This window comes from Pseudomonas sp. PICF141 (assembly GCF_002286815.1).
GTDB lineage: Bacteria > Pseudomonadota > Gammaproteobacteria > Pseudomonadales > Pseudomonadaceae > Aquipseudomonas.
In genome coordinates this window covers 1-23,266 of sequence record NZ_MUNM01000066.1, presented here as the reverse complement: position 1 = coordinate 23,266, position 23,266 = coordinate 1, and the positions used below count along the sequence as shown (strand labels likewise).

Here is a 23,266-nt window from a genome sequence, read left to right as displayed (position 1 = left end):
CCGCATCCCGAAGAAAGGTCAGTGGGTTTGCGCCAAGAGTTTGATGGCTGTCGCTCCGACCTTGCGCACGGCTTCTTCGATCTGCGGAGTTGTTTTGGCAGCGTAGTTCATCCGCAGACAATTGCGGTATTTGCCCGAGGCGGAAAAGATACTGCCGACCGCAATCTGCACGCCTTGATCATGCAGTGCCCGATTGAGTTTCAGGGTGTCGAAGCCCTCCGGCAATTCGACCCACAGCATGAAGCTGCCTTGCGGACGGCTGGCCCGGGTACCAGCGGGGAAATAGCGGGTCACCCAGTCGATCATCGCGTCGCGGTTGCGCTGGTATTGCGTGCGCATCCGCCGTAAATGCGGTTCGAAATGCCCGGCCTTGAGGAACTCGGCAATCGCAATCTGCGGTTGCGGCGCGGTGGACCCGGTGCTGATGTACTTCATGTGCAGCACCCGTTCCAGATATCGGCCCGGTGCAACCCAACCAATGCGCAGGCCAGGTGCCAAGGTCTTGGAAAAGGAACTGCAGAGCAGGACGCGGCCGTCTTCGTCGAAGGATTTGATCGTGCGTGGGCGAGGGTAGGTGTAGGCCAGTTCGCCATACACATCGTCCTCGATAATCGCTACGTCGAAACGCTGCGCGAGCGTCAACAGCGCACGCTTGCGCGCCTCCGGCATGATGTAGCCCAATGGGTTGTTGCAGTTGGGGGTCAACTGTATGGCTTTGATCGGCCATTGCTCCAACGCCAGTTCCAACGCATCGAGGCTGATGCCGGTGAGCGGGTCGGTGGGGATTTCCAGGGCTTTCATGCCCAGGCCTTTGAGTGTCTGCATGGCGCCGTGAAAGCTCGGCGAATCCACGGCGACGATATCACCCGGCTCGCAAATGGCACGGATGCTGGTGGACAGCGCTTCGTGGCAACCGGTCGTGATCACCAGATCGTTGGCGCTCAACTGGCAGCCGGAGTCGAGCATCAGGCGAGCGATCTGCTCGCGTAATTCAAGGGTGCCGTAGATGTTGTCGTAATACAGACCTGGCATGTCCTGCCGACGGCTGATTCGCGCCAGGCTGCGCAGCAGCGGTTTCATGGTCGGCGTAGTGATGTCCGGCATGCCGCGACCCAGTTGCACGACGTCCTTGCGCGGTACGGCGCGGATCAATTCCAGCACTTGATCCCACTGCGAGATATCCACCGGCCGTTGGGCCGGCCGGCCAACCGCTGGCAGCTCCGGCAGCTCGCGACTCACCGGTACGAAATAACCGGACTTGGGTTTGGGCATCGCCAGACCGATATCTTCCAGCATTCGATAGGCCTGCTGCACCGTGCTCAGGCTGACCCCGTGTTCGACACTCAGCGCTCGCACCGAGGGCAACCGGTCGCCGGGGCGATAGAAGCCCTGTTCGATACGCGTACCGAGCAATTCGGCGAGGTTGACGTAAAGGGTCATGGCGCAGTCTCGGTGTGGGTGATTCGGTTAACCAGTACAGATGGGGCAAAAATGTGTGATTCAGACGCTGAAACGGAAAATCTGTATGGAGTTAATACACTACCGTTGAATCTGTAATGCTTTTCGCCGCCCGCGCATCATGAAAGCTCTGGCTACCCAAGTAAACAGGAGCAATGAAAATGAACGGCTTGAGCGATGTGCGGCTGACGTTACACAGTCAGGAACTGGCGGCAGGGCAAAAAAACGGCGCACGCGAGGCGGTCACGCGCAACGCGCCGTCCGGCCTGGGTCGGTGGGGCCTGTTCTGGCATCGTTTGCACACGCGCAAGGCGTTGCTGACGCTGACGCCGGAGCAGCTCAGAGATGTCGGATTGAGCCGGGAGCAGGCGCGGGAGGAGGGGCTTAAACCTTTTTGGCAGATCTGAATATCGCGGCGGTCTATAGATCCATTCGCGGGCAAGCCTCGCTCCTACAAGGTTCGCGCATGACTCTGTAGGAGCGAGGCTTGCCCGCGAAGGCGTCGACACAGACGCCGAAAATCTTTCAGACCAACTCCTTCATCCGATGCCACAACATCCCCAACGCCAACAACGGCGAACGCAAATGCTTGCCGCCCGGGAAGGTGATATGCGGCACTTTGGCGAACATATCGAACCCTCCACTGTGCTGACCGCTGATGGCTTCCGCCAACAACTTGCCCGCCAGATGCGTGGCATTCAACCCATGACCGGAATAGGCCTGGGCGTAATACACATTCGGCTGCTCCTTGAGCCGGCCGATCTGCGGCAGGCGATTGGCGCCGATGCCGATCATCCCGCCCCATTGATAGTCGATGTTCACCCCGGCCAGTTGCGGAAATACCGCCAGCATCTTCGGTCGCATGTACGCGGCGATGTCTTTCGGGTCGCGCCCTGAATAATGGCAGGCGCCGCCGAACAGCAAGCGTCGATCCGCCGAGAGTCGGTAATAGTCCAGCGCCACCCGTTGATCGCAGACCGCCATGTTTTGCGGTAACAAGGCGTGAGCCTGTTCCGCACTCAAGGGTTCGGTGGCGATGATGTAGCTGCCGGCGGGCAGCACCTTGCCACCGAGTTGCGGGTTCAGATCGTTGAGGTAGGCGTTGCAACCCAGCACCAGGGTCTTCGCGCGAACCGTGCCTCGGGCGGTATGGATCTTGACCTCGGGGCCGTAATCGATGCGGGTCACCGCCGATTGTTCGAACAGCTTCACACCCAATTGCCCGGCGGCGACCGCTTCGCCCAGTGCCAGGTTCAAAGGGTGCAGATGCCCGGAGCCCATGTCGATCAAACCGCCGACGTAGCGATCGGACCCCACCACACTGTGCATTTCGTGAGCTTGCAGCAGACGGGTTGCGTAACGGTAACCGAGGCTGTGCAGCTCGCTGGCGTCTTCGGCGAAACCTTCCAGGTCTTGAGGCTTGTTGGCGAGGTCGCAGTAGCCCCAGGTCAGGTCGCAAGGGATCTGAAAGCGCTCGATCCGCTGTCGGACGATTTCCACCGCTTCCAGACCCATCAGTTTCATCTGACGCACACCGTCGACGCCGATCACGTTGGCGAACTGATCGAGGCCATGCCCGACGCCTCGAATCAACTGCCCGCCATTGCGTCCGCTGGCGCCCCAACCGATCTTGTGCGCTTCCAGCAGCACCACGCTGAACCCGCGTTCGGCCAATTCAATCGCTGTGTTCAGCCCGGAGAACCCGCCGCCCACCACGCACACGTCTGCAACCCGCTCACCTTCGAGTACCGCAAGCTCGGGCTGCGGCAGGCTGCTGGCGGCGTAATAGGAAGCCGCGTGTTGATGGCGTAAGGCAGGTTGCTGAACGGGGGCGTTCATGTGCGTCATCCTGGGGCATGTGTTTGAAAAAGTTGACGGAGCATAAGCCGGCGCTTCGGACGCGGGCAACACCGGTCGGTTGGTGCTGTCTGGATCGGGGCTTTTGCGTCAGAATCCTGGTCTATTTCGTATTCGGTCACCGCTTCGATGAGTTGCAACAGTCAGAAAATTCGCACGCTGCGCCAACAGATTCCCTCTTTCGAGTGCGTGCCCGGCTGCCATGACTGCTGTGGGCCGGTGACCACCTCGCCCGAAGAAATGTCCCGCCTGCCGCGCAAGACCCGGGCCGAGCAGGATGCGGCGATGGATGAACTCAACTGCGTCCACCTGGGCCCCAACGGCTGCACGGTGTATGACGAACGACCGCTGATCTGTCGGCTGTTCGGTACCACCCAGACATTGCCATGCCCCAATGGCCGGCGGCCGGTGGAGCTGATCCATCCGCGGGTCGAGAAGCAGATTCATGAGTACATGGCTTCTACCCGACAGGTGTTGGTTTGATCGTTCCCACGCTCTGCGTGGGAATGCCTCATCGGACGCTCTGCGTTCGGCTCTGATCGGTGCAGGCTCAATCCGGAATCGGCAGATTCAGGCTCTCTTTCACTTCTTCCATCACGATATAGCTCTTGGATTCGCGCACATGCGGCAGTTTGAGCAGGATGTCGCCCAGCAGTTTGCGGTAGGAAGCCATCTCGGAAATCCGCGCTTTCACCAGGTAATCGAAATCCCCTGACACCAAATGGCATTCCAGCACGTGGGGCAGTTTCAGCACCGCGCGTCGGAACTCTTCGAAAGTATCGCCGGATTTGTAGTCAAGGCTGATCTCCACGAACACCAGCAGGCTACCCTTCAGGTGCTGCGGATTCAGGCGGGCGTTGTAGCCCATGATGATCCCTTCGCGCTCCAGTCGCCGTACCCGCTCGGTGCAGGGCGTCGTAGAGAGGCCGACCTTTTCCCCCAGCTCGGTGAAGGAGATACGCCCGTCCGCTTGCAGGATCCGCAGGATGTTGCGGTCGATCTTGTCCAGCTCACGTTTGGTCTGAGTGTTGGTCCGCATAGGGGATGCGCCTCCGTGAAAAGGGTTTTTGCCGAGAATTGTCGCCAAATATAGGCACTTATATAGTGAAAAGCACTGGCTAATCTTTTTTAAACTGCCCACATCTTCGGTCTGCACAACAAACGTCAGCGGTAAGCCGCGATGAGGGATATGAAAATGCGCGTTCTGGTCTTGGGTAGCGGCGTCATCGGTACCGCCAGTGCCTATTATCTGGCACGGGCTGGCTTTGAAGTGACGGTTGTTGATCGTCAACCAGCGCCGGCCATGGAAACCAGTTTCGCCAACGCCGGGCAGGTTTCGCCGGGTTATGCCTCGCCGTGGGCCGCGCCGGGCGTGCCGCTCAAAGCCATCAAGTGGCTGTTGCAGCGTCACGCGCCATTGGCGATCAAGGCCACTGCCGACATCAATCAATACCTGTGGATGGCGCAGATGCTGCGCAACTGTACCGCCAGCCGTTATGCGGTGAACAAGGAGCGCATGGTGCGCCTGTCCGAGTACAGCCGCGACTGCCTCGACGAATTGCGCGCCGAAACCGGCATTGCCTACGAAGGCCGCACCCTGGGTACTACCCAACTGTTCCGCACCCAGGCCCAGCTTGATGGCGCCGCCAAAGACATCGCCGTGCTGAAAGAGTCCGGCGTGCCATTCGAATTGCTCGACCGCGCCGGCATTGCCCGGGTAGAACCGGCCCTGGCCAGTGTCACCGATATTCTCGCCGGGGCCTTGCGTCTGCCGAATGACCAGACTGGCGACTGCCAGATCTTCACCACCCGCCTGGCCGAGATGGCCACAAAACTGGGTGTGGAATTCCGTTTCGGCCAGGACATCCAGCGCCTCGACTTCGCCGGTGATCGCATCAACGGCGTGTGGATCGACGGCAAGCTGGAAACCGCCGACCGCTACGTGCTGGCGCTGGGCAGCTACTCGCCACAATTGCTCAAACCGCTGGGCATCCGGGCGCCGGTATACCCGCTCAAGGGTTACTCGTTGACCGTTCCGATCATCAACCCGGCGATGGCCCCGACGTCGACCATTCTCGATGAGACCTACAAGGTTGCGATCACCCGTTTCGACAACCGCATCCGCGTTGGCGGCATGGCGGAAATCGCCGGTTTTGACCTGTCGTTGAACCCGCGTCGGCGCGAAACCCTGGAGATGATCGTCAACGACCTTTATCCTCAGGGCGGCGATCTGGCCCAGGCGAGTTTCTGGACCGGCCTGCGTCCGACTACTCCGGACGGCACGCCGATTGTCGGCGCCACGCCGTTCAAAAACCTGTTTCTGAATACGGGCCACGGCACGCTCGGCTGGACCATGGCCTGTGGTTCCGGTCGTTTGCTGGCTGACCTGATGGCGAAGAAGACGCCGCAGATCAGCGCCGAAGGCCTCGACATTTCCCGTTATGGCAACAAACTCAAGGAGTCCGCAAAACATGTCAATCCAGCGCCAGCTCACCAATGAGCGCATGAGCCAGATCGTGGTCCACAACAGTACCGTGTATCTGGCAGGGCAGGTCGGCGATGACATGAACGCCGGGATTGAACAGCAAACCCGTGAAACCCTCGCCAACATCGAGCGTTTGCTGGACCTGGCCGGGACCGACAAGAGCCGTTTGCTGTCGGTGACGATTTACCTGAAAGACATCGACGCGCACTTCGCAGGCATGAATTCGGTGTGGGACCAGTGGCTGCCAAAAGGCGTCGCACCGGCCCGCGCGACGGTTGAATCGAAGCTGTGCGAACCGCAAATCCTGGTCGAGCTGTCGGTTGTCGCCGCGCTGCCATAACGCTCAGCCAGAAAGATCCCTCTCCCGGCGCTGTTGGCGGTTCACGCTGTCAGCCAGCGCCGGTTTTTTTCAAATGACCGACTAGAAGTCTGCCGCCATGCGTCCAGCCCGTGCCCTGATCGACCTTCAAGCCCTGCGCCACAACTACCAGCTCGCCCGCGAAGTGACCGGGGCCAAGGCCCTCGCGGTGATCAAGGCCGACGCCTACGGCCATGGCGCGGTGCGCTGCGCCCAGGCGCTGGAAGCCGAGGCGGACGGGTTTGCCGTGGCGTGCATCGAAGAAGCTCTGGAGCTGCGCGCCGCCGGTATTCGTGCACCCGTTTTGCTGCTGGAAGGTTTTTTCGAAGCTGATGAACTGCCGCTGATCGTCGAGCATGATTTCTGGTGCGTGGTGCATTCGCTGTGGCAGCTCGAGGCCATCGAAAAAGCCGTGCTGAGCAAACCGATCACAGTCTGGCTCAAACTCGACTCGGGCATGCATCGCGTTGGCCTGCACCCGGCGGATTATCAGGCGGCCTATCAACGGCTGCTGGCCAGCGGCAAAGTGGCGAAGATCGTGCTGATGAGTCACTTCGCCCGCGCCGATGAGTTGCAATGCCAGAGCTGCGCCGAGCAGGTTGCGGTGTTCGAGGCGGCGCGTCGGGGTTTGTCGGCTGAAATCAGCCTGTGTAATTCGCCGGCGGTGCTCGGTTGGCCGCAGGTTCCCAGCGATTGGGTGCGCCCGGGCATCATGCTTTATGGCGCGACCCCGTTCGAAGAGACCAATGCCGTGGCGGCCCGCCTGCAACCGGTGATGACCCTGGAATCGAAAGTGATTAGCGTGCGCGAACTGCCTGCTGGCGAGCCAATTGGCTACGGCGCGAAATTTGTCACCGCCAAGCCGATGCGCGTAGGTGTGGTGGCAATGGGTTATGCCGACGGTTATCCGCGTCAGGCCCCGAGCGGTACGCCGGTGTTGGTGGCCGGGCAGCGTAGTCAGTTACTGGGTCGGGTATCAATGGACATGCTTTGCGTCGATCTGACCGATGTGCCGCAAGCCGGCCTCGGTTCGCCCGTCGAGTTGTGGGGCAAAAATATTCTCGCCAGTGACGTCGCGATGGCTGCGGGCACGATTCCTTACCAGATCTTCTGCAACCTGCATCGGGTGCCGCGCCTCTATTCCGGGGCCTGACGAATCACATGCCCGACCGAAAGTCGCTTCGCCAAACAGGATTCAGGCCCAAGTGTTGTAAATACTGAACGCTGTCGCCATGATAACGCTCAATATTTCTGCAAACCTGAACCCCTGGAGGCTCCAGCATTGGACGTCGGTGAACGACTGCAATCGATCCGTAAGCTCAAAGGTCTTTCCCAGCGTGAGCTCGCCAAACGCGCGGGTGTTACCAACAGCACCATTTCGATGATCGAGAAGAACAGCGTCAGCCCCTCGATCAGTTCGCTGAGGAAGGTCCTGGGCGGGATTCCCATGTCCATGGTCGAGTTCTTTTCCGAAGAAATCCTGCAGGAAAAACCGACTCAGATCGTCTACAAGGCTCACGAGCTGATCGATATTTCCGATGGGGCAGTGACCATGAAACTGGTCGGTCGGGCTCATCCGAGCCGGGCCATTGCATTCCTCAACGAAATCTACCCGCCAGGCGCCGACACGGGCGAGGAGATGCTCACCCACGAGGGCGAGGAAACCGGAATTCTGGTGGAAGGGCGGCTGGAACTGGTGGTCGGGCTCGAAACATTTGTGCTCGAAGCCGGCGACAGCTACTACTTTGAAAGTACCAAGCCACACCGTTTCCGTAATCCGTTCGATGCCCCGGCGCGACTAATCAGCGCAGCCACCCCGGCAAATTTCTAAGAGAAGCGGCGTCCTGCCCGGATTGCGCAGACGCCCTTGCTGTATTTCCTTCCCACGATAAGACCCCTTCGACTTTGGGGTTGTTTCAGTGTGACGGGCTTACCGCTATACTTGCGCCCGCCTGCGAACCGTGGCCGTGGGCGTGACTAGCCACCATTGAGGGTGTACGCGTGAACCTAATTATGAAAATGCTGGCCGCACCAGCAACCGTATTGGCCCTTTGGGCAGTCAGCGCACAAGCTGCGACCAACGACGATATCGCTAAACGTCTTGAACCCGTTGGCCAAGTCTGTGTGCAGGGCAAAGAGTGCAAGGGGATGGAAGTCGCTGCGTCTGCGGGGGGCGGTGATGCCAAGACCCCTGACTCAGTGATTGCAAAACATTGCAACGCATGCCACGGCAGCGGCCTGTTGGGCGCGCCGAAAATCGGTGACGCTGCAGCCTGGGGCGAGCGCGCCAAGAAACAAGGTGGCCTCGACGGCTTGCTGGCCAAAGCAATTTCCGGTGTCAACGCGATGCCACCAAAGGGCACCTGCGCCGATTGCTCTGATGCTGATCTCAAGGGCGCCATCCAGAAGATGTCCGGTTTGAAATAAGCCAGTCTTCAAACAAAAAGCCGCTTTCGAGCGGCTTTTTTTGTACGTGCGATTTTCCGCTGAGGCTATGCTTTGCGGCAAATCCCCGGCAAGCTCGGTCCAACCCCAATTCATGGAACGGCGGGAGGATCAGATGGTGCGTTTGTGTTCTATCGAACAGGCGGTCGATGATGTTCTGGCGCGGTTGCCGGCGCATATCCACATGGGATTGCCGCTGGGGCTGGGCAAGCCCAACCATTTCGTCAACGCGCTGTATCAACGGATCGCGCAATTGCCCGAGCGGCAGCTGACGGTTTACACCGCCCTGTGCCTCGGACGCCCGCCATTGGGCGATGGCTTGCAAAAGCGCTTCCTCGAACCTTTCATCGAGCGAGTATTCGGCGATTATCCGGAGCTGGATTTTCTCGCCGACCTGCATCGCGACAGCCTGCCGGCCAACATTCACGTCCATCAATTCTTCCTGCAGCCAGGCAGCCTGCTAAACAGCGCATCGGCCCAGCAGGATTACGTCAGCAGCAATTACAGCCACGCAGCCCGGGACATCAATGCCGCTGGCTTGAACCTGGTGGCGCAATTGGTCGCCAGCCACAGCGAGCATCCCGATCGCCTGAGCCTGAGCTGCAACCCGGACATCACCCTCGACTTGTTTCCGATGATCGCCAAGCGTCGGGCGGCGGGGGAGACGATCCTGCTGGTGGGGCAGGTACACAACGATTTGCCGTACATGCCTGGCGATGCGGAAATCGGCATCGACACCTTCGACCTGCTGATCGACGCGAAAGACAGCACCACGCTGTTTTCCACGCCGAACATGCCGGTGGGTTTCCAGGATCATTTCATCGGGTTGCACGCCAGCACGCTGGTGCGCGATGGCGGTACCTTGCAGATTGGCATTGGGGCCATGGGGGATGCTTTAACGGCAGCGTTGCTGGCGCGGCAGGCTGACAGTGATGGTTACAAGGCGTTGCTGGCGGATCTGAATCTCAGCCAGTGGGCACAGTTGATTGAGCGCGAAGGAGGTATCGAACCGTTCGCCAAGGGCCTGTACGGGTGCAGCGAAATGTTCGTCAACGGCTTGCTGGTGTTGGCGGACGCCGGGATCGTGCGGCGCAAAGTCTACCCGGACGTGGCGACCCAGCAGCAGGCGAATGCCGGGACGCTGGACGAGGCCGCGCAGGCTGACGGCATCTCGGTGCATGGCGGGTTTTTCCTCGGGCCGCGCAGTTTCTACGAGCGCTTGCGCGCGTTGCCGCAGAATAAGCGACTCGAGTTCAACATGACCCGCATCAGCTACATCAATGAGCTCTACGGTCAGGAAGAACTCAAACGCTTGCAGCGCCTCGATGCGCGCTTCATCAACACCGTCTTCACCATGACCTTGCTTGGCGCCGGCGTGGCCGATCAACTTGAAGACGGGCGGGTACTGAGCGGAGTCGGCGGGCAATACAACTTCGTCGTCCAGGGCCATGCGCTGGAAGGCGCGCGTTCGATCCTGCTGCTGCGCAGTTGGCGCGAGTCGGGCGGTGACGTCAGTTCGAATATCGTCTGGGAATACGGCCATTGCACAATCCCGCGGCATCTGCGGGACATCGTCGTCACCGAATACGGCATCGCTGATTTACGGGGCAAGACCGACGCTGCAGTGATCGAGGCGTTGCTGAACATCAGCGACTCACGTTTCCAGCCTGGCCTGATCGAGCAGGCGCAGAGCGTTGGCAAATTGCCGAAGCATTTTCGCCTCGATCCGCGCTTCGCCGACAACAGCCCGCAGCGTTTGCAGGCCATTCAGGCTCGGCATTCGAATCTGTTTCCGGAATATCCGCTGGGCTGCGATTTCACCGCCGAGGAACGGGACTTATTGCGGGCACTGAACTGGTTGAAGAGCAAGTTCAAGCTCTCGGAGATTCTGGAACTGGGCAAGGCTGCGCTGGATGCGCCGCAGCCTTCGGAATTTGCGGTGCATCTGGAAAGGATGCAGCTGACCAATCCGGAGGGGTTGAAAGAGGATTTGTTTCAGCGGCTGTTGCTCACCGGCCTGAAGGCCACCGCGCATTAACCGCCGCCACAAAAACCTGTGGGAGCGGGCTTGCCCGCGATGGCGGTGGAACAGCCAACATCAATGTTGAATGTTATGACCTCATCGCGGGCAAGCCCGCTCCCACAGGTTCGGTGATGCGGCGGTTTATTCGATAAAGGTTACAACGCCATCCTTCAGCGACTGCACCCGCGCCAACGATTCCACGCGATAACCCTGGGCGTCCAGTTCCGCACGGCCGCCCTGGAATGACTTCTCGATCACGATACCCAAACCGGCCACGGTCGCGCCGGCCTGTTTGATGATCGAGATCAGCGCTTGCGAGGCCTTACCGTTGGCCAGGAAGTCGTCAATGATCAGCACGCGGTCGCTGCTGGTCAGGTGGCGCGGGGAGATCGCCACGGTGCTTTCGGTTTGCTTGGTGAACGAATAAACGGTCGCCGACAGCAGGTTTTCAGTCAGGGTCAGGGACTGATGCTTGCGCGCGAAAATCACCGGTACGCCGAGGTTCAGGCCGGTCATGATTGCCGGGGCAATGCCCGAGGCTTCGATCGTGACGATCTTGGTGATGCCAGAATCCTTGAACAGCATGGCGAATTCGTCGCCGATCAGCTTCATCAGGGCCGGGTCGATCTGGTGGTTCAGAAAGGCGTCGACTTTCAGAACCTGGTCGGAAAGCACGATGCCTTCTTCGCGAATTTTCTTGTGCAGTGCTTCCATGAAGCTTTCCTCTACTGACGCCGTGTGCGCCTGGCGTTTAAAAAGTGTGCGGTTAAAAAGTGCTCAATTCTAGCGCTTTAACATTGCACGTATATCTGCCAATGCGGTATTTCCGCGCACGGCTTTGACTTCGGTCGGGGTGTCGTCATTGCCTTCCCAGGCCAGATCGTCCGGCGGCAGTTCATCGAGGAAACGGCTGGGTGCGCAGTCGATGATCTCGCCGTATTGCTTGCGCTTGGCGGCGAAGGTGAACGCCAGCGTCTGACGCGCCCGGGTAATCCCGACGTAGGCCAGGCGGCGCTCTTCTTCGATGGTGTCGGCTTCGATACTGGAACGGTGCGGGAGGATTTCCTCTTCCATGCCCATGATGAACACGTAAGGGAACTCCAGGCCCTTGGAGGCGTGCAAGGTCATCATCTGCACGCCTTCGGCGCCGTCTTCCTCTTCCTGCTGACGCTCCAGCATGTCGCGCAGAACGAGTTTGCCAATGGCGTCCTCGACGGTCATCTCGCCTTCTTCGTCTTTCTCCAGGGTGTTTTTCAGCGCCTCGATCAGGAACCAGACGTTACCCATGCGGTAATCGGCGGCCTTGTCGCTGGAGCTGTTGGTGCGCAGCCAGTTCTCGTAGTCGATGTCCATGACCATGCTGCGCAGGGCGGAGATCGGGTCGTCGCCGGCGCACTGCTCGCGGACCTTGTCCATGAAGCGCTTGAAGCGCGACAGGCGATCGGTGAAGCGCGTGTCCAGATGCTCGCCCAAACCGATTTCGTCGGTGGCGGCGTACATCGAGATTTTTCGCTCGGTGGCGTAGTTGCCCAGCTTCTCCAGTGTGGTCGAACCGATCTCCCGGCGTGGGACGTTGATCACTCGCAGGAAGGCGTTGTCGTCATCCGGGTTCACGATCAGGCGGAAGTAGGCCATCAGGTCTTTCACTTCCTGACGTCCGAAAAAGCTGTTGCCGCCAGACAGGCGGTACGGAATCTGGTGGTGCTGCAGCTTCAGCTCGATCAGCTTGGCCTGGTAGTTGCCGCGATACAGGATCGCGAAATCGCTGTACGGCCGATCCGTGCGCAGGTGCAGGGTGAGCAGTTCCACGGCCACGCGCTCGGCTTCTGCGTCTTCGTTGCGGCAACGGATCACACGGATTTCGTCGCCGTGGCCCATCTCGCTCCACAGCTGCTTTTCGAATTCGTGCGGGTTATTGGAGATCAGCACGTTGGCGCAGCGCAGGATGCGGCTGGTGGAACGGTAATTTTGCTCGAGCATGACTACTTTCAGGGACGGATAGTCGTCCTTGAGCAGCATCAGGTTTTCCGGGCGGGCGCCTCGCCAGGCGTAGATCGACTGATCGTCGTCGCCCACCACAGTGAATTGGTTACGCTTGCCGATCAGCAGTTTCACCAGCAAATACTGGCTGGCGTTGGTGTCCTGATATTCGTCCACCAGCAGGTAGCGGACCTTGTTCTGCCATTTTTCCAGGATATCGTCGTGTTCCTGGAACAGTTTTACCGGCAGCAGGATCAGGTCGTCGAAGTCCACCGCGTTGAACGCCTTGAGCGTACGCTGGTAATGGGTGTAGACGATGGCGGCGGTCTGCTCTTTGGGATTGCGGGCGTTTTCCAGGGCTTCGGGTGGCAGGATCAGGTCGTTTTTCCACGAGCCGATCATGTTCTTGATCTCGTCGACGCCGTCGTCGCCCGAGTATTCCTTCTGCATGATGTCGGTCATCAGGGCTTTGACGTCGGTCTCGTCGAAGATCGAGAAGCCCGGTTTATAGCCCAGCCGCACGTGTTCCTTGCGGATGATGTTCAGGCCCAGGTTGTGGAAGGTACAGACCGTCAGGCCGCGGCCTTCGCCGCCTTTGAGCAGGGTGCCGACCCGCTCCTTCATCTCGCGTGCGGCCTTGTTGGTGAAGGTCATGGCGACAATGTACTGGGCGCGGATGCCACAGTTCTGGATCAGGTGCGCAATTTTGCGGGTGATCACGCTGGTCTTGCCGGAGCCTGCGCCGGCGAGCACCAAAAGAGGGCCGCCGACGTAGCTCACGGCTTCTTGCTGCCGGGGATTGAGTCGGGACATACGAAATCAGGGAGTCATTAGCGAAATGGGCCGGCATTTTAACAGGCTCAGCGAATTGTGCTGCTCTCTCCGACTTGTGACGTAACACGCGATCTCTAATTGCCGGTTTTGATACTTTCACGCAGGATGCGTAGTGAATTTGCGTCTAATGTTCGTATTCAAGACGCATTTGGTCATTGGTTATCTGCGCGGCATAATGCCCGCCGCCTACATCTTTGCAGAGTCTAGGGAGCTAGCTTGTCTACGCCTGTCGAACCCTTGCGTTTGCTGTTACTGGCCGAAGAGCCAGCGTGGGCAGCGTTGTTGCGCGAGTGTCTGGCTCCGATGGGGAGTTCGGCTGTGCTGCTCAGCGCGCCGAACTGGGAGTCGGTCAGTAGCCTGTTCGATGACAACCGCAGCGCGGTGTTGTTGACGATTCCTGCTCTCCAGCCGGCCCCCGGCCGTTGCAACCTGCCGACGGTTTTGCTGCTCGAACACGAGCCGCTGGCGCCGCCCGACGGTGTGAGCGACTGGCTGGTGCGTAATCTGCTAGACCCGGGCATGTTGCGCCGCTGCCTGCGCCATGTGCGTGAGCGCGGCGTGTTGGAAAACACCTTGCAGCGTCTGGCCGAGCAGGACCCGTTGACGGGTATCGCCAACCGTCAAGGTTTCCAGACCTTGCTGGCGGCGCGTCTGGCCGACAACGATGGTCGGGGCCTGGCCCTCGGCCACCTCGACCTCGACAACTTTCGACACGCCAACGACGCCCTCGGCCATCAGGCCGGCGACCGGTTGATCCTGCAAGTGGTCTCGCGGCTGAAAAGCCAGCTGGAGGCCAGCGATCAACTGGCGCGGCTGGGTAGCGATGAATTTGCCCTGCTTATCGACACCCGCCGCGCCCCACAGCGCGCCGAATGGATGGCCGAACGCATTACCGAAGCGCTGTCCGAACCTTATTGGATTGACGGCGAAAGCCTGTTGATCGGTTCCAGCCTCGGCATCGCTCACGCACGAGCGCAGGCCGGCGCCGACCCGTTGATGTGGCACGCGCACATTGCCATGCAGCAGGCCAAGAGTACTCAGGGCTGCACGTTTCACGTCTTCAACGAACGGATCAATCGCAATGCCCGCAGCATCGCCGACCTCGAAAGCGAGCTGCGCCGGGCCTTGCGCCGCGATGAGCTGGAATTGCATTACCAGCCACGTCTGAACCTTGAGGATGGCCAGATTGTCGGTCTCGAAGCGTTGGTGCGCTGGCGTCATGGCGAACGCGGCTTGTTGCCTCCCAGCGAATTCGTGCCGCTGGCCGAGCAAAGCGGCTTGATCGTGCCGCTGGGTTACTGGGTGATTTCCCGGGCCCTGCGAGACATGCAAGCATTACGCGAACGAGGTCTGCCGGCGCTGCACATGGCAATCAACCTGTCGTTCCGGCAGTTCCAGGACAGCCAGTTGCTGTCGACCCTGAGCCGGCTGATTGCCGAGCGTGGCGTCGAGGCGCAATGGCTGGAATTCGAATTGACCGAAACTGCGGTGATGCGTCGCAGCGACCTGGTCAAGCAAACCATGGACGCCCTCGGGCGTTTGGGCGTGCGCTTCTCGCTGGACGACTTCGGCACCGGATTTTCTTCGTTCGTGCACCTCAACAGCCTGCCAATCGCCTTGTTGAAGGTCGACAAGAGCTTTGTCGGCGGCATGGAGGAACGGGAAGAGAACCGCAAACTGGTACACGCGATGATCAACCTGGCGCACAACCTCAACCTGGAAGTGGTCGCCGAAGGTGTGGAAACGCTGGAACAACTGGATTTGTTGCGCGGTTTTGGTTGTGATCAGGTGCAGGGATATCTGATCAGCAAGCCGTTGCCGTTGGCGGAACTGGTTGAGTATTTGAGCTTCGGTTCCAGTCAGCAGGTGGTGCTCGCTTAACGACGTACCGTAGGAGCGAGGCTTGCCCGCGAATGGCATCACGCGTTGTCTCGGATACACCGCGTGATGCCATTCGCGGGCAAGCCTCGCTCCTGCAGGGATCTCAATCAGGCTGAGCTATCTGGAAATCGCCCTGCGACGCCGGCTCACGCCGAATCATCCGCTTCATCTTCCACTCAAACGCCAGCGTCAGGCTCACCGCCGCACACGCCAGCCCCAGCGCCAGACCCCACCAGACCCCCGTTGGCCCCCAATTCAAATGGAAGGCCATCCACCAGGCGGCCGGTGCACCGATCAGCCAATAGCAGCCCAAACCCACCAGGAACGTGGTCTTGGCATCCTTGAGCCCACGGATGCAGCCCATGGCAATGGTTTGTGTGCCGTCGAACAGCTCGAACCACGCCGCCACCGCCAACAAGCTCACGGCCAGGTTGATGACTTCGCCGAACGCCGGATCGTTGTGGTCCAGGAACAAGCCGATCAACTGATGCGGCAGCAGCCAGAACACCATTGCAAAGCCGAGCATTGCCGCCGCACCAAAGGCGATCCCGACCCGTCCGGCCAGCCGCGCATCGAGCAATTGCCCGGCGCCGTAATGCTGGCCGATGCGCATGGTGATCGCATAGGAAAGCCCCGCCGGAATCATGAACGCCACCGAAACGATTTGCAGGGCGATCTGATGCGCCGCCAGTTGCGTGCTGCCCATGGTGCCCATGCACAGCGCGGCGAAGGCGAACAGGCCGACTTCCACCGCATAGGTGCCGCCAATCGGCAGGCCCAGGCGCCACAATTCCTTCAAGTATTGACGGTTGGGGCGCGACAGCCCCGGCAGCAATGGATACGCGTCGTAGGCCGGATGCCGACGAATGTGCAGCGCGAGCGCCAGCGCCATCAGGTTGGCAACGATCGCCGTGACCAGGCCGATGCCCACCAGACCCATTTTCGGCAGACCGAACATGCCGGTGATCAACGCATAGTTGAGCAGGAAGTTGGCCACGGTGCCGGCGAGGCTGATGACCATCACCGGGCTCGCCCGGCCGATGGCGCTGGTGAAACCGCGCAGCGCCATGAAGCTCAGGTAGCCGGGCAGTGCGAAGGGCAGGATCAACAGAAACTGGCCGGCAGCCTGGACGTTGGTTTCGGTCTGACCGAACAGCAGCAACACCGGTTTGAGGTTCCACAGCAGCAAACCCGCCACCAGCGCCATCAACCAGGCGAGCCACAACCCGGCCTTGGTCAGCCGCGCCGCGCCAAGGATGTCACCCGCGCCCTGGCGGATCGCCACCAAAGTGCCGACGGCAGCGATCACGCCGATGCAGAAAATCGATACGAACGAATACGTCGCCGCGCCCAGGCCGCCGCCGGCCAGTGCTTCGGGGCTCAGGCGCGCCATCATCAACGTGTCGGTGAGGACCATCAACATGTGCGCCAACTGCGAGGCAATCAACGGCCCCGCCAGCCGCAGGATGGCCCAGAGTTCACTACGCGCTGGATGCTGCATGATCATCACGCTCGATATCAGAGAGAACAGGAAACGTCGATTCTCGGCGCTCTGCGGGGTTTGCACAAAGGGATAAAAAGGATGGGTGGCATGATTAAAACTCATGCAGGGGAGTTTCTGATAAGTTGGTGCAATCGCGCTAAAGGAGCCTTCCTGATGTCCCGTCGTCTTCCTCCCTTGTATGCCCTTCGAGCATTCGAAGCCGCGGCGCGGCATAGTTCGTTTACCCGCGCGGCCGAAGAACTGTCGATCACCCAAAGTGCGGTCAGTCGGCACATTCGTACGCTCGAAGAGCATTTCGCCTGTCGGCTGTTTCATCGCAGCGGGCGCAACCTGCAACTGACCGAATCGGCGCGGCTGATCCTGCCCGGCATTCGCGAAGGCTTCACCGCCCTCGAGCGGGCCTGTAATACCTTGCGGGCCGAAGACGACATCCTGCGCATGAAAGCCCCGTCGACCCTGACCATGCGCTGGCTGTTGGCGCGGCTCAGTCGTTTTCGGCACCTGCGACCGGGCAACGAGGTGCAATTGACCAGCGCCTGGATGGACATCGATACGGTGGACTTCAACCATGAGCCCTTCGACTGCGCCGTCATCCTCAGCAACGGGCATTTTCCACTGGACTGGGAGGCAACTTTCCTGTTCCCCGAAGAGCTGATTCCGGTGGGCGCGCCGAATCTTCTGAAGGACCAACCGTGGGACGTTGCGCGCCTGGCCAGTACCGAGCTGCTGCACCCCACGCCAGACCGCCGTGACTGGCGCAACTGGCTGGAGCGCATGGGCCTGACCGATCAAATCTCGCTCAAGGGCGGGCAGGTGTTCGACACGCTGGAGCTTGGCATGATCGCTGCGGCCAGAGGTTACGGCGTGTCCATGGGCGATTTGCTCATGGTGGCGGAGGATGTCGCGCAGGGACGTCTGAGTTTGCCGTGGCCGACGGCCGTCGCCAGTGGTGAAAACTATTACCTGGTCTGGCCGAAAACCCGCCCCGGCGGCGAACGTTTGCGCCGCCTCAGCGATTTCCTGCAAGGCGAGGTCCGGGCCATGGAATTACCGGCTGTCGAGCGCCTGGGCTGAATCGATGGTGCCGCCGCAATGGCGGCCTTGGGCCATATCCTCGCTCATTACTCAAGTATTCAACTTTGCCGCCGAAAATCTGCTGATGGCACCGTCGTGCAGGTTCCATGTTTCCCCCACCATCAGAAATTTTGCCGAGTGTGCGATGGGATCAGATGATCCGGCCACTGGGTCAGGAGCTGTCATGTCTCAACCTCGTGCTCGGATTGCCTCACAGCTGGGTCTTGCGCTTGCCGTGATTCTGGCAATTGTCATCAGTGGCAGTACCGTGTTCGCCCTTCGCTCGCTGGACACCGCCAACCTTGCCACCCGCGAAGAGCATCTGGCCAGTGAGGCTCGCTTGCTGGCTGATCAGTTGAGCACCTTTCACGGCACCTTGCGTGAAAGCACCCAGCGCTTGGCCGGCCTGTTCGAGAAGCGCTTCAGTGCCGGTTTGAGCGTGCACCCGGATCAGCCGGTGACCGTGGCGGGTGTGCAGACCCCGGGCCTGCACCTGGGCAGTGAAGTGCTGAACAACAACTTCGCGGAAGTCGACGAGTTCAAGCAGATGACCGCAGGCGTTGCGACCGTGTTCGTGCGCAGCGGTGAAGAGTTCATTCGGGTCAGCACGAATGTCACCAAACAAGACGGCAGCCGAGCCATTGGCACACTGCTCGACCACGCAAACCCGGCTTACGCCCGTTTGATGGCGGGGCAGAGTTACGTGGGGCGAGCGTTGCTGTTCGAACGCTTCTACATGTCGCAGTACACCCCCGTACGCGACAGCGGAGGTAAGATCATTGCGGTGCTGTACGTAGGATTCGATTACACCGACGCGCAGAACGCACAGTTCTCCAACCTCAAACGCTTCCGCATCGGCCAGACCGGTTCCCTGGCGTTGCTGGATGAACAAGGCAAATGGCTGGTGCCAATTGCCGGTGTACAGGCGCCGGATCAGGCGGTGCCAAGCATCGTCGGTCTGGCCAAGACGCCGGGCAAAGGCGACTTCTGGAACGACACGTCGCAAGATTTTTACAGTGTTGCCGTGCCGTTCGAAGGCGGGCCGTGGTCGGTGGTGGCGAGCATGCCGAAAAGCGAAATCCGCGCCGTCACCTGGAGCGTGGGTATTCAATTGGCGATCGGCAGCTTGCTGGCGATGTTGCTGGCGGTTGGTTCGGCGGTCTGGTTGCTGCGCAGCAAACTGGCGCCACTGGGGGATCTGGTACGCCAGGCCGAAGCCTTGGGCGCCGGTGATTTGAGTGTTCGCCTGAACGTGTCGAGCAATGACGAAATCGGTCAACTGGCCCGCGCCTTCAACCAGATGAGCCAGGCCCTGTCGACCATGGTCGAGCACATCCGTAAGGCCTCGGCAGAGGTCAACAGCCGTGCCCAGGCGTTATCCGGGTTGTCCGGTGGCGCCTATGAAGGGATGGAGCAGCAGTCCGGCGAAATCACCAGCATGGCCGGTGCCGTGGAAGAATTCAGCGCCACTTCGTTGAATATCGCCGACAACATGGGCAACACCCAGCGTCTGGCGCAGGAAAACGCACAGCAAACCCAGATCGGTCGTACGTCGATGGACGAAGCGTCTTCTTCCCTGGAGCAAATCGCCGGTGCATTGAACAGCACCGCGACGGTAATCAATACCTTGGGCCAGCGTTCCCAGGAAATCGGTGGCATTGTCGGGGTAATTACCTCGATCGCCGAGCAAACCAACCTGCTGGCGCTCAACGCCGCCATCGAAGCCGCCCGCGCTGGTGAGCAGGGCCGTGGGTTTGCGGTGGTGGCCGATGAGGTGCGTAACCTGGCCTCGCGCACCCGCCAGGCCACAGACGAAATTTCCGGGATGATCCAAAGCATCCAGCAGGAAACCGGCAACGCCATCAGCACCATGGAGCAGGGCAACGTGCTGATGCAAGAAGGCCTGTCACGCAACGCCAATGTCGCTTCGGCGCTGGCACGAATCGATGAACAAAGCCGCTCGGCCGGTCAGCAATTTGCCGCCATCACCACCGCGACCCAGGAACAAAGCAGCACCGCGACCTTGCTCAGCAGCAATCTGCAAAGCATCGCGTTGGCGAACAGTGAACAGCGCGAAGTGGTGTCGAACCTGGCTGTGACGGCCAAAGAGTTGGAGAAGCTGGCGGCGGACTTGCGGCATGAGGTTGACCGGTTTCGTTGAGTAGCTGCCGAAATCGCCATCGCGAGCAGGCCCACAGTTGATCTCGGGTGTTCACAAACTCTGGGTTCAGCTTCGATCCAGTGTGGGCCTGCTGGCGATGGCATCGACTCAATCCCGATTTGCGAAATCTTCGGATCAATTCCTCTCTGGTCGTCTTCCTTGGCATTTAGCACCAGTGTCTCGATTTTTATGCTTGCTGAAACGTTTCTTCAAGTCTATAAAATTGGCACAACTCCAAGAAAGGCTGCCGCCATGACCCCGCTCAAATTGTTCGTTGCCCTCAGCGCACTGTCCGCTGCTTCCCAAGCCATGGCTTGGGATTACGTCCTGCTCGACACCGACAAAGCCGCCCAGAACTGGCAGATCACCAGCCAGCAACTCGGCGTAAAAACCGACAAACCCTTCAGCGTCACCCTGCGCACCTTGCACGGCGGTCGGCAAGAAGGCGTCAGCATCGTCGACATCGATAACGGCCCGATGAAACTCTCGGTGGTGCCGACTCGTGGCATGAACGTCTTGCAGGCCTCGGTCGGCAATGTGCGCATGGGCTGGGATTCGCCGGTCAAGGAAGTGGTCAATCCATCCTTCATCGAACTCAACGGCCGCGGTGGCCTGGGCTGGCTGGAGGGTTTCAACGAACTGGTCACCCGCTGCGGCTACGAATGGGTCGGCCACCCCGGTATCGATAACGGCGAACTGCTGACCCTGCACGGTCGCGCCGCCAATATCCCTGCCAATAAAGTCACCCTGCACATCGATGAAAAACCGCCGTACGCCATCACCCTGCGCGGTGAGCTGAAAGAACAGGCGTTCAAGAAAGTCGACTTCTCCGTCGCGACCGAACTGGTCACCGAACCCGGCAGCGTAGCGTTCGCCCTCAACGATACCCTGACCAACAATGGCGACTATCCGAAGGAATACCAGGCGCTGTATCACAGCAACTTCGGCGCGCCATTCCTGGAACAGGGCGCCCGCTTCGCCGCGCCAGTGAAACAGGTGTCGCCGTTCAACGACAAGGCCAAGGGCGATCTGCCGGATTGGCAAACCTACCGCGCACCGACCAAGGACTACGACGAAACGGTTTACAACGTGGTGCCGTATGCCGATGCCAAGGGCGATACGTTGACCGTGCTGCATGACAAGGCCGGCAGCCTGGGGGTTTCGGTCGGCTTCAATACTCAAACACTGCCCGTGTTCTCCCTGTGGAAAAACACCGATACCGAAGGCCAGGGCTATGTCACGGGGTTGGAGCCGGGGACGAGTTTTTCCTACAACCGCAGGTATCAACGGCCCCTGAACCTGGTGCCGACGATTGCGCCAAAGGAACAGAAGCAGTTCCGGATCAGCTACAGCTTGTTGGCGGACAAGGCGGCTGTGGATAAGGCGTTGAAGCGGGTGAGCGAGATTCAGGGTGGGCGGGAGACTGAGGTGCGGCAGACGCCGTTGGTTGATCTGACCAAGGGGTGATGCCGGCTAGAGTGTTGTTGGCCGATATTGCAGCGCTTCGGCCAAGTGTTCACGGGTGATGCCATCGACTTGCTGAAGGTCCGCCAAGGTGCGAGCGACCTTGAGCAGTCGATGGGCCGCTCGCAGCGACAAGGTCAGCCGCTCACACGCCGTTTCCAGCCAGGTTTCGTCAACTGTGGATAACTTGCAGTGTCTGCGCAGGCCCGGTAAATCGAGGAATGCATTGGCGCAGTCTTGGCGTTTTTGTTGGCGTTCTCTCGCATCGGCCACCAACTCGGCGGCGGTGGCAGTATCATCGCCGGGTTTTAACGCAGGATTCAGCGCTGTGGCTTCGCGAGCAACTGTCAGGTGCAGATCGATGCGGTCCAGCAGTGGCCCCGACAGTTTGTTGCGGTAACGCTGGACCATGTCCGGCGTACAACTGCATTTACCACTGGGCTCGCCAAGATATCCACAGGGGCAAGGGTTCATCGCCGCGACCAGTTGAAAGCGTGCCGGGAAGCGTACGCGGTCCTTGGCGCGGGAAATCACGATGTGGCCGGATTCCAGTGGCTCTCTCAATACCTCCAATACCTTGCGATCAAATTCCGGGAGCTCATCGAGGAACAGCACTCCGTGGTGGGCGAGGGTGATCTCGCCCGGTTGCGGTTTTGAGCCGCCGCCTACCAGCGCTGGGCCTGAAGCGGAGTGGTGCGGCTGTCGGAAGGGGCGCTGTGGCCAATGACTCAGGGGCACACAACTGGCGACGGATTGAATCGCCGCGACTTCCAGCGCCTCACTCTCGGCCAATGGCGGTAACAGCCCCGGCAGACGACTCGCCAACAACGTTTTCCCCGTCCCCGGCGGTCCGCTGAACAGCAGATTATGAGCACCCGCCGCCGCAATCAGCAACGCACGCTTGGCGGCAAGTTGCCCCTGCACTTCATTCAAGTCTGGATAGGGTTTGCTGGCGTAGAGCAAACCGTTGGACGCGTAGGGGGCGATGGGCGTGTGGCCATTGAAATGCGCGACCGCTTCCAGCAAATGATCCACCGCAATCACCTTCAACCCGGAAGCGAGGCAAGCCTCCTCGGCATTCGCTCGCGGCACCACCAGCGTGCGCCCGGCCTTGCGTGCTGCCAGTGCCGCGGGCAATACACCGCGAACCGCCCGCACCGCACCCGACAGGGCCAACTCTCCCAGGCACTCCACGTCATCCAGCGTCAATGTCGGCACTTGCACGCTGGCCGAGAGAATTCCCAAGGCAATCGCCAGATCGAATCGCCCGCCATCTTTCGGTAAATCGGCCGGGGCGAGATTCAAGGTGATGCGCCGTGCCGGAAATTGCAGGCCGGAATTGATGATCGCGCTGCGAACGCGGTCTTTGCTTTCCTTCACCGCCGCCTCGGGCAGCCCGACCATGGTCAGCGACGGCAAGCCGTTGGCCAGATGCACTTCTACGGTGACGGCGGGTGCTTCTACGCCGACCTGGGCGCGGCTGTGGACGATGGAGAGGGACATGGTCGTTCCTTGAGCTGACGAGGACCGCTTCCTGCGGTTTTTTGAAGGGTAGACGGGAGGAGGTGATTTAGCGTGATGGCGGAGGTGCCAAATTTTCTCTGGATGTTGCGAGTATCAATCGAGCCAATATATGAAAAAAGTGTATGCGTCCGGCCAAGTCATCTACCCAGCCCTTCAAGGCCAAGACATGGTGTGCACTTAAATTTAAGTGGGCACCAGTTCTAGCTTTTTAAGCGGGT

19 protein-coding genes are annotated in these 23,266 nt (G+C 60.1%); 12 read left to right on the top strand and 7 right to left on the bottom strand.

The features are described from left to right. Positions 1 to 18: 18 nt before the first annotated feature. The gene (locus BZL43_RS18325) at positions 19 to 1,440 is read right to left on the bottom strand and encodes a PLP-dependent aminotransferase family protein (protein WP_095633607.1); all 1,422 of its coding nucleotides are present in this window, start codon (positions 1,438 to 1,440) and stop codon (positions 19 to 21) included. Between the two features lie 179 nt (positions 1,441 to 1,619). On the opposite strand from BZL43_RS18325, the gene BZL43_RS18320 reads away from it, so the two are divergent. Further along, positions 1,620 to 1,865: a DUF1127 domain-containing protein gene (locus tag BZL43_RS18320; RefSeq protein ID WP_095633606.1), complete on the top strand. Its 246-nt coding sequence runs from the start codon at positions 1,620 to 1,622 to the stop codon at positions 1,863 to 1,865. A 118-nt stretch (positions 1,866 to 1,983) separates the two neighbouring features. Here BZL43_RS18320 and BZL43_RS18315 read toward each other — a convergent pair whose 3' ends face one another. After that, a complete protein-coding gene (locus tag BZL43_RS18315; protein WP_095633605.1) occupies positions 1,984 to 3,297 on the bottom strand; it encodes an FAD-binding oxidoreductase in 1,314 nt (437 codons plus the stop codon). Positions 3,298 to 3,444: 147 nt separating this feature from the next. Between BZL43_RS18315 and BZL43_RS18310 the strand changes: the two genes are divergently transcribed. Then, complete coding sequence (locus tag BZL43_RS18310) at positions 3,445 to 3,798, top strand: YkgJ family cysteine cluster protein (protein WP_095633604.1); 354 nt, start codon at positions 3,445 to 3,447, stop codon at positions 3,796 to 3,798. 67 nt (positions 3,799 to 3,865) lie between these two features. Here the strand turns inward: BZL43_RS18310 and BZL43_RS18305 are convergent, their stop codons facing one another. After that, positions 3,866 to 4,354 (bottom strand): Lrp/AsnC ligand binding domain-containing protein, encoded by a 489-nt coding sequence (locus BZL43_RS18305; RefSeq protein WP_003206849.1) that lies wholly within the window; start codon positions 4,352 to 4,354, stop codon positions 3,866 to 3,868. Between the two features lie 156 nt (positions 4,355 to 4,510). On the opposite strand from BZL43_RS18305, the gene dadA reads away from it, so the two are divergent. The 6 genes from dadA to BZL43_RS18275 all read left to right on the top strand — a co-directional run bounded on the left by dadA (position 4,511) and on the right by BZL43_RS18275 (position 10,641). Continuing rightward, complete coding sequence (gene dadA, locus BZL43_RS18300) at positions 4,511 to 5,815, top strand: D-amino acid dehydrogenase (protein WP_095633655.1); 1,305 nt, start codon at positions 4,511 to 4,513, stop codon at positions 5,813 to 5,815. Beyond that, complete coding sequence (locus tag BZL43_RS18295) at positions 5,787 to 6,140, top strand: RidA family protein (RefSeq protein WP_095633603.1); 354 nt, start codon at positions 5,787 to 5,789, stop codon at positions 6,138 to 6,140. The genes dadA and BZL43_RS18295 overlap by 29 nt, the downstream gene beginning before the upstream one ends. A gap of 97 nt (positions 6,141 to 6,237) precedes the next feature. Next, positions 6,238 to 7,311, top strand: a complete 1,074-nt coding sequence (alr, locus tag BZL43_RS18290) for an alanine racemase (protein ID WP_095633602.1) — start codon at positions 6,238 to 6,240, stop codon at positions 7,309 to 7,311. 129 nt (positions 7,312 to 7,440) lie between these two features. Continuing rightward, a complete protein-coding gene (locus tag BZL43_RS18285; RefSeq protein WP_018927504.1) occupies positions 7,441 to 7,989 on the top strand; it encodes a cupin domain-containing protein in 549 nt (182 codons plus the stop codon). A 182-nt stretch (positions 7,990 to 8,171) separates the two neighbouring features. Further along, a complete protein-coding gene (locus BZL43_RS18280) occupies positions 8,172 to 8,585 on the top strand; it encodes a cytochrome c5 family protein (protein WP_095633601.1) in 414 nt (137 codons plus the stop codon). 133 nt (positions 8,586 to 8,718) lie between these two features. Next, complete coding sequence (locus BZL43_RS18275) at positions 8,719 to 10,641, top strand: acetyl-CoA hydrolase/transferase C-terminal domain-containing protein (RefSeq protein ID WP_095633600.1); 1,923 nt, start codon at positions 8,719 to 8,721, stop codon at positions 10,639 to 10,641. Positions 10,642 to 10,767: 126 nt separating this feature from the next. Here BZL43_RS18275 and BZL43_RS18270 read toward each other — a convergent pair whose 3' ends face one another. Together BZL43_RS18270 and rep are read right to left on the bottom strand one after the other, a co-directional pair. After that, on the bottom strand, positions 10,768 to 11,340 hold the full coding sequence (locus tag BZL43_RS18270; RefSeq protein ID WP_095633599.1) for a xanthine phosphoribosyltransferase: 573 nt from the start codon (positions 11,338 to 11,340) through the stop codon (positions 10,768 to 10,770). Positions 11,341 to 11,409: 69 nt separating this feature from the next. Then, entirely contained in the window at positions 11,410 to 13,419 is a 2,010-nt protein-coding gene (gene rep / locus BZL43_RS18265; protein ID WP_095633598.1) for a DNA helicase Rep, read from the bottom strand. A 237-nt stretch (positions 13,420 to 13,656) separates the two neighbouring features. Between rep and BZL43_RS18260 the strand changes: the two genes are divergently transcribed. After that, positions 13,657 to 15,321, top strand: a complete 1,665-nt coding sequence (locus BZL43_RS18260) for a bifunctional diguanylate cyclase/phosphodiesterase (protein ID WP_095633597.1) — start codon at positions 13,657 to 13,659, stop codon at positions 15,319 to 15,321. 103 nt (positions 15,322 to 15,424) lie between these two features. Here BZL43_RS18260 and BZL43_RS18255 read toward each other — a convergent pair whose 3' ends face one another. Then, positions 15,425 to 16,822, bottom strand: coding sequence for a NorM family multidrug efflux MATE transporter (locus BZL43_RS18255; RefSeq protein WP_095633654.1), 1,398 nt, complete (start codon positions 16,820 to 16,822; stop codon positions 15,425 to 15,427). Positions 16,823 to 16,978: 156 nt separating this feature from the next. On the opposite strand from BZL43_RS18255, the gene BZL43_RS18250 reads away from it, so the two are divergent. The 3 genes from BZL43_RS18250 to BZL43_RS18235 all read left to right on the top strand — a co-directional run bounded on the left by BZL43_RS18250 (position 16,979) and on the right by BZL43_RS18235 (position 21,527). Then, complete coding sequence (locus tag BZL43_RS18250) at positions 16,979 to 17,899, top strand: LysR substrate-binding domain-containing protein (protein WP_095633596.1); 921 nt, start codon at positions 16,979 to 16,981, stop codon at positions 17,897 to 17,899. A gap of 184 nt (positions 17,900 to 18,083) precedes the next feature. Then, positions 18,084 to 20,060: a methyl-accepting chemotaxis protein gene (locus tag BZL43_RS18240; RefSeq protein ID WP_095633595.1), complete on the top strand. Its 1,977-nt coding sequence runs from the start codon at positions 18,084 to 18,086 to the stop codon at positions 20,058 to 20,060. Between the two features lie 252 nt (positions 20,061 to 20,312). Next, positions 20,313 to 21,527 (top strand): aldose 1-epimerase family protein, encoded by a 1,215-nt coding sequence (locus BZL43_RS18235; protein ID WP_095633594.1) that lies wholly within the window; start codon positions 20,313 to 20,315, stop codon positions 21,525 to 21,527. A 6-nt stretch (positions 21,528 to 21,533) separates the two neighbouring features. Here BZL43_RS18235 and BZL43_RS18230 read toward each other — a convergent pair whose 3' ends face one another. Next, positions 21,534 to 23,027, bottom strand: a complete 1,494-nt coding sequence (locus tag BZL43_RS18230; RefSeq protein ID WP_095633593.1) for a YifB family Mg chelatase-like AAA ATPase — start codon at positions 23,025 to 23,027, stop codon at positions 21,534 to 21,536. Between the last annotated feature and the right edge of the window lie 239 nt (positions 23,028 to 23,266).

Bases quoted from the DNA above. Each gene is read 5' to 3' on its own strand.
- BZL43_RS18325 (WP_095633607.1), bottom strand. From the start codon at position 1,440: ATGACCCTTTACGTCAACCTCGCCGAATTGCTCGGTACGCGTATCGAA.
- BZL43_RS18320 (WP_095633606.1), top strand. From the start codon at position 1,620: ATGAACGGCTTGAGCGATGTGCGGCTGACGTTACACAGTCAGGAACTG.
- BZL43_RS18315 (WP_095633605.1), bottom strand. From the start codon at position 3,297: ATGAACGCCCCCGTTCAGCAACCTGCCTTACGCCATCAACACGCGGCT.
- BZL43_RS18310 (WP_095633604.1), top strand. From the start codon at position 3,445: ATGAGTTGCAACAGTCAGAAAATTCGCACGCTGCGCCAACAGATTCCC.
- BZL43_RS18305 (WP_003206849.1), bottom strand. From the start codon at position 4,354: ATGCGGACCAACACTCAGACCAAACGTGAGCTGGACAAGATCGACCGC.
- dadA (WP_095633655.1), top strand. From the start codon at position 4,511: ATGCGCGTTCTGGTCTTGGGTAGCGGCGTCATCGGTACCGCCAGTGCC.
- BZL43_RS18295 (WP_095633603.1), top strand. From the start codon at position 5,787: ATGTCAATCCAGCGCCAGCTCACCAATGAGCGCATGAGCCAGATCGTG.
- alr (WP_095633602.1), top strand. From the start codon at position 6,238: ATGCGTCCAGCCCGTGCCCTGATCGACCTTCAAGCCCTGCGCCACAAC.
- BZL43_RS18280 (WP_095633601.1), top strand. From the start codon at position 8,172: ATGAAAATGCTGGCCGCACCAGCAACCGTATTGGCCCTTTGGGCAGTC.
- BZL43_RS18275 (WP_095633600.1), top strand. From the start codon at position 8,719: ATGGTGCGTTTGTGTTCTATCGAACAGGCGGTCGATGATGTTCTGGCG.
- BZL43_RS18270 (WP_095633599.1), bottom strand. From the start codon at position 11,340: ATGGAAGCACTGCACAAGAAAATTCGCGAAGAAGGCATCGTGCTTTCC.
- rep (WP_095633598.1), bottom strand. From the start codon at position 13,419: ATGTCCCGACTCAATCCCCGGCAGCAAGAAGCCGTGAGCTACGTCGGC.
- BZL43_RS18255 (WP_095633654.1), bottom strand. From the start codon at position 16,822: ATGCAGCATCCAGCGCGTAGTGAACTCTGGGCCATCCTGCGGCTGGCG.
- BZL43_RS18250 (WP_095633596.1), top strand. From the start codon at position 16,979: ATGTCCCGTCGTCTTCCTCCCTTGTATGCCCTTCGAGCATTCGAAGCC.
- BZL43_RS18240 (WP_095633595.1), top strand. From the start codon at position 18,084: ATGTCTCAACCTCGTGCTCGGATTGCCTCACAGCTGGGTCTTGCGCTT.
- BZL43_RS18235 (WP_095633594.1), top strand. From the start codon at position 20,313: ATGACCCCGCTCAAATTGTTCGTTGCCCTCAGCGCACTGTCCGCTGCT.
- BZL43_RS18230 (WP_095633593.1), bottom strand. From the start codon at position 23,027: ATGTCCCTCTCCATCGTCCACAGCCGCGCCCAGGTCGGCGTAGAAGCA.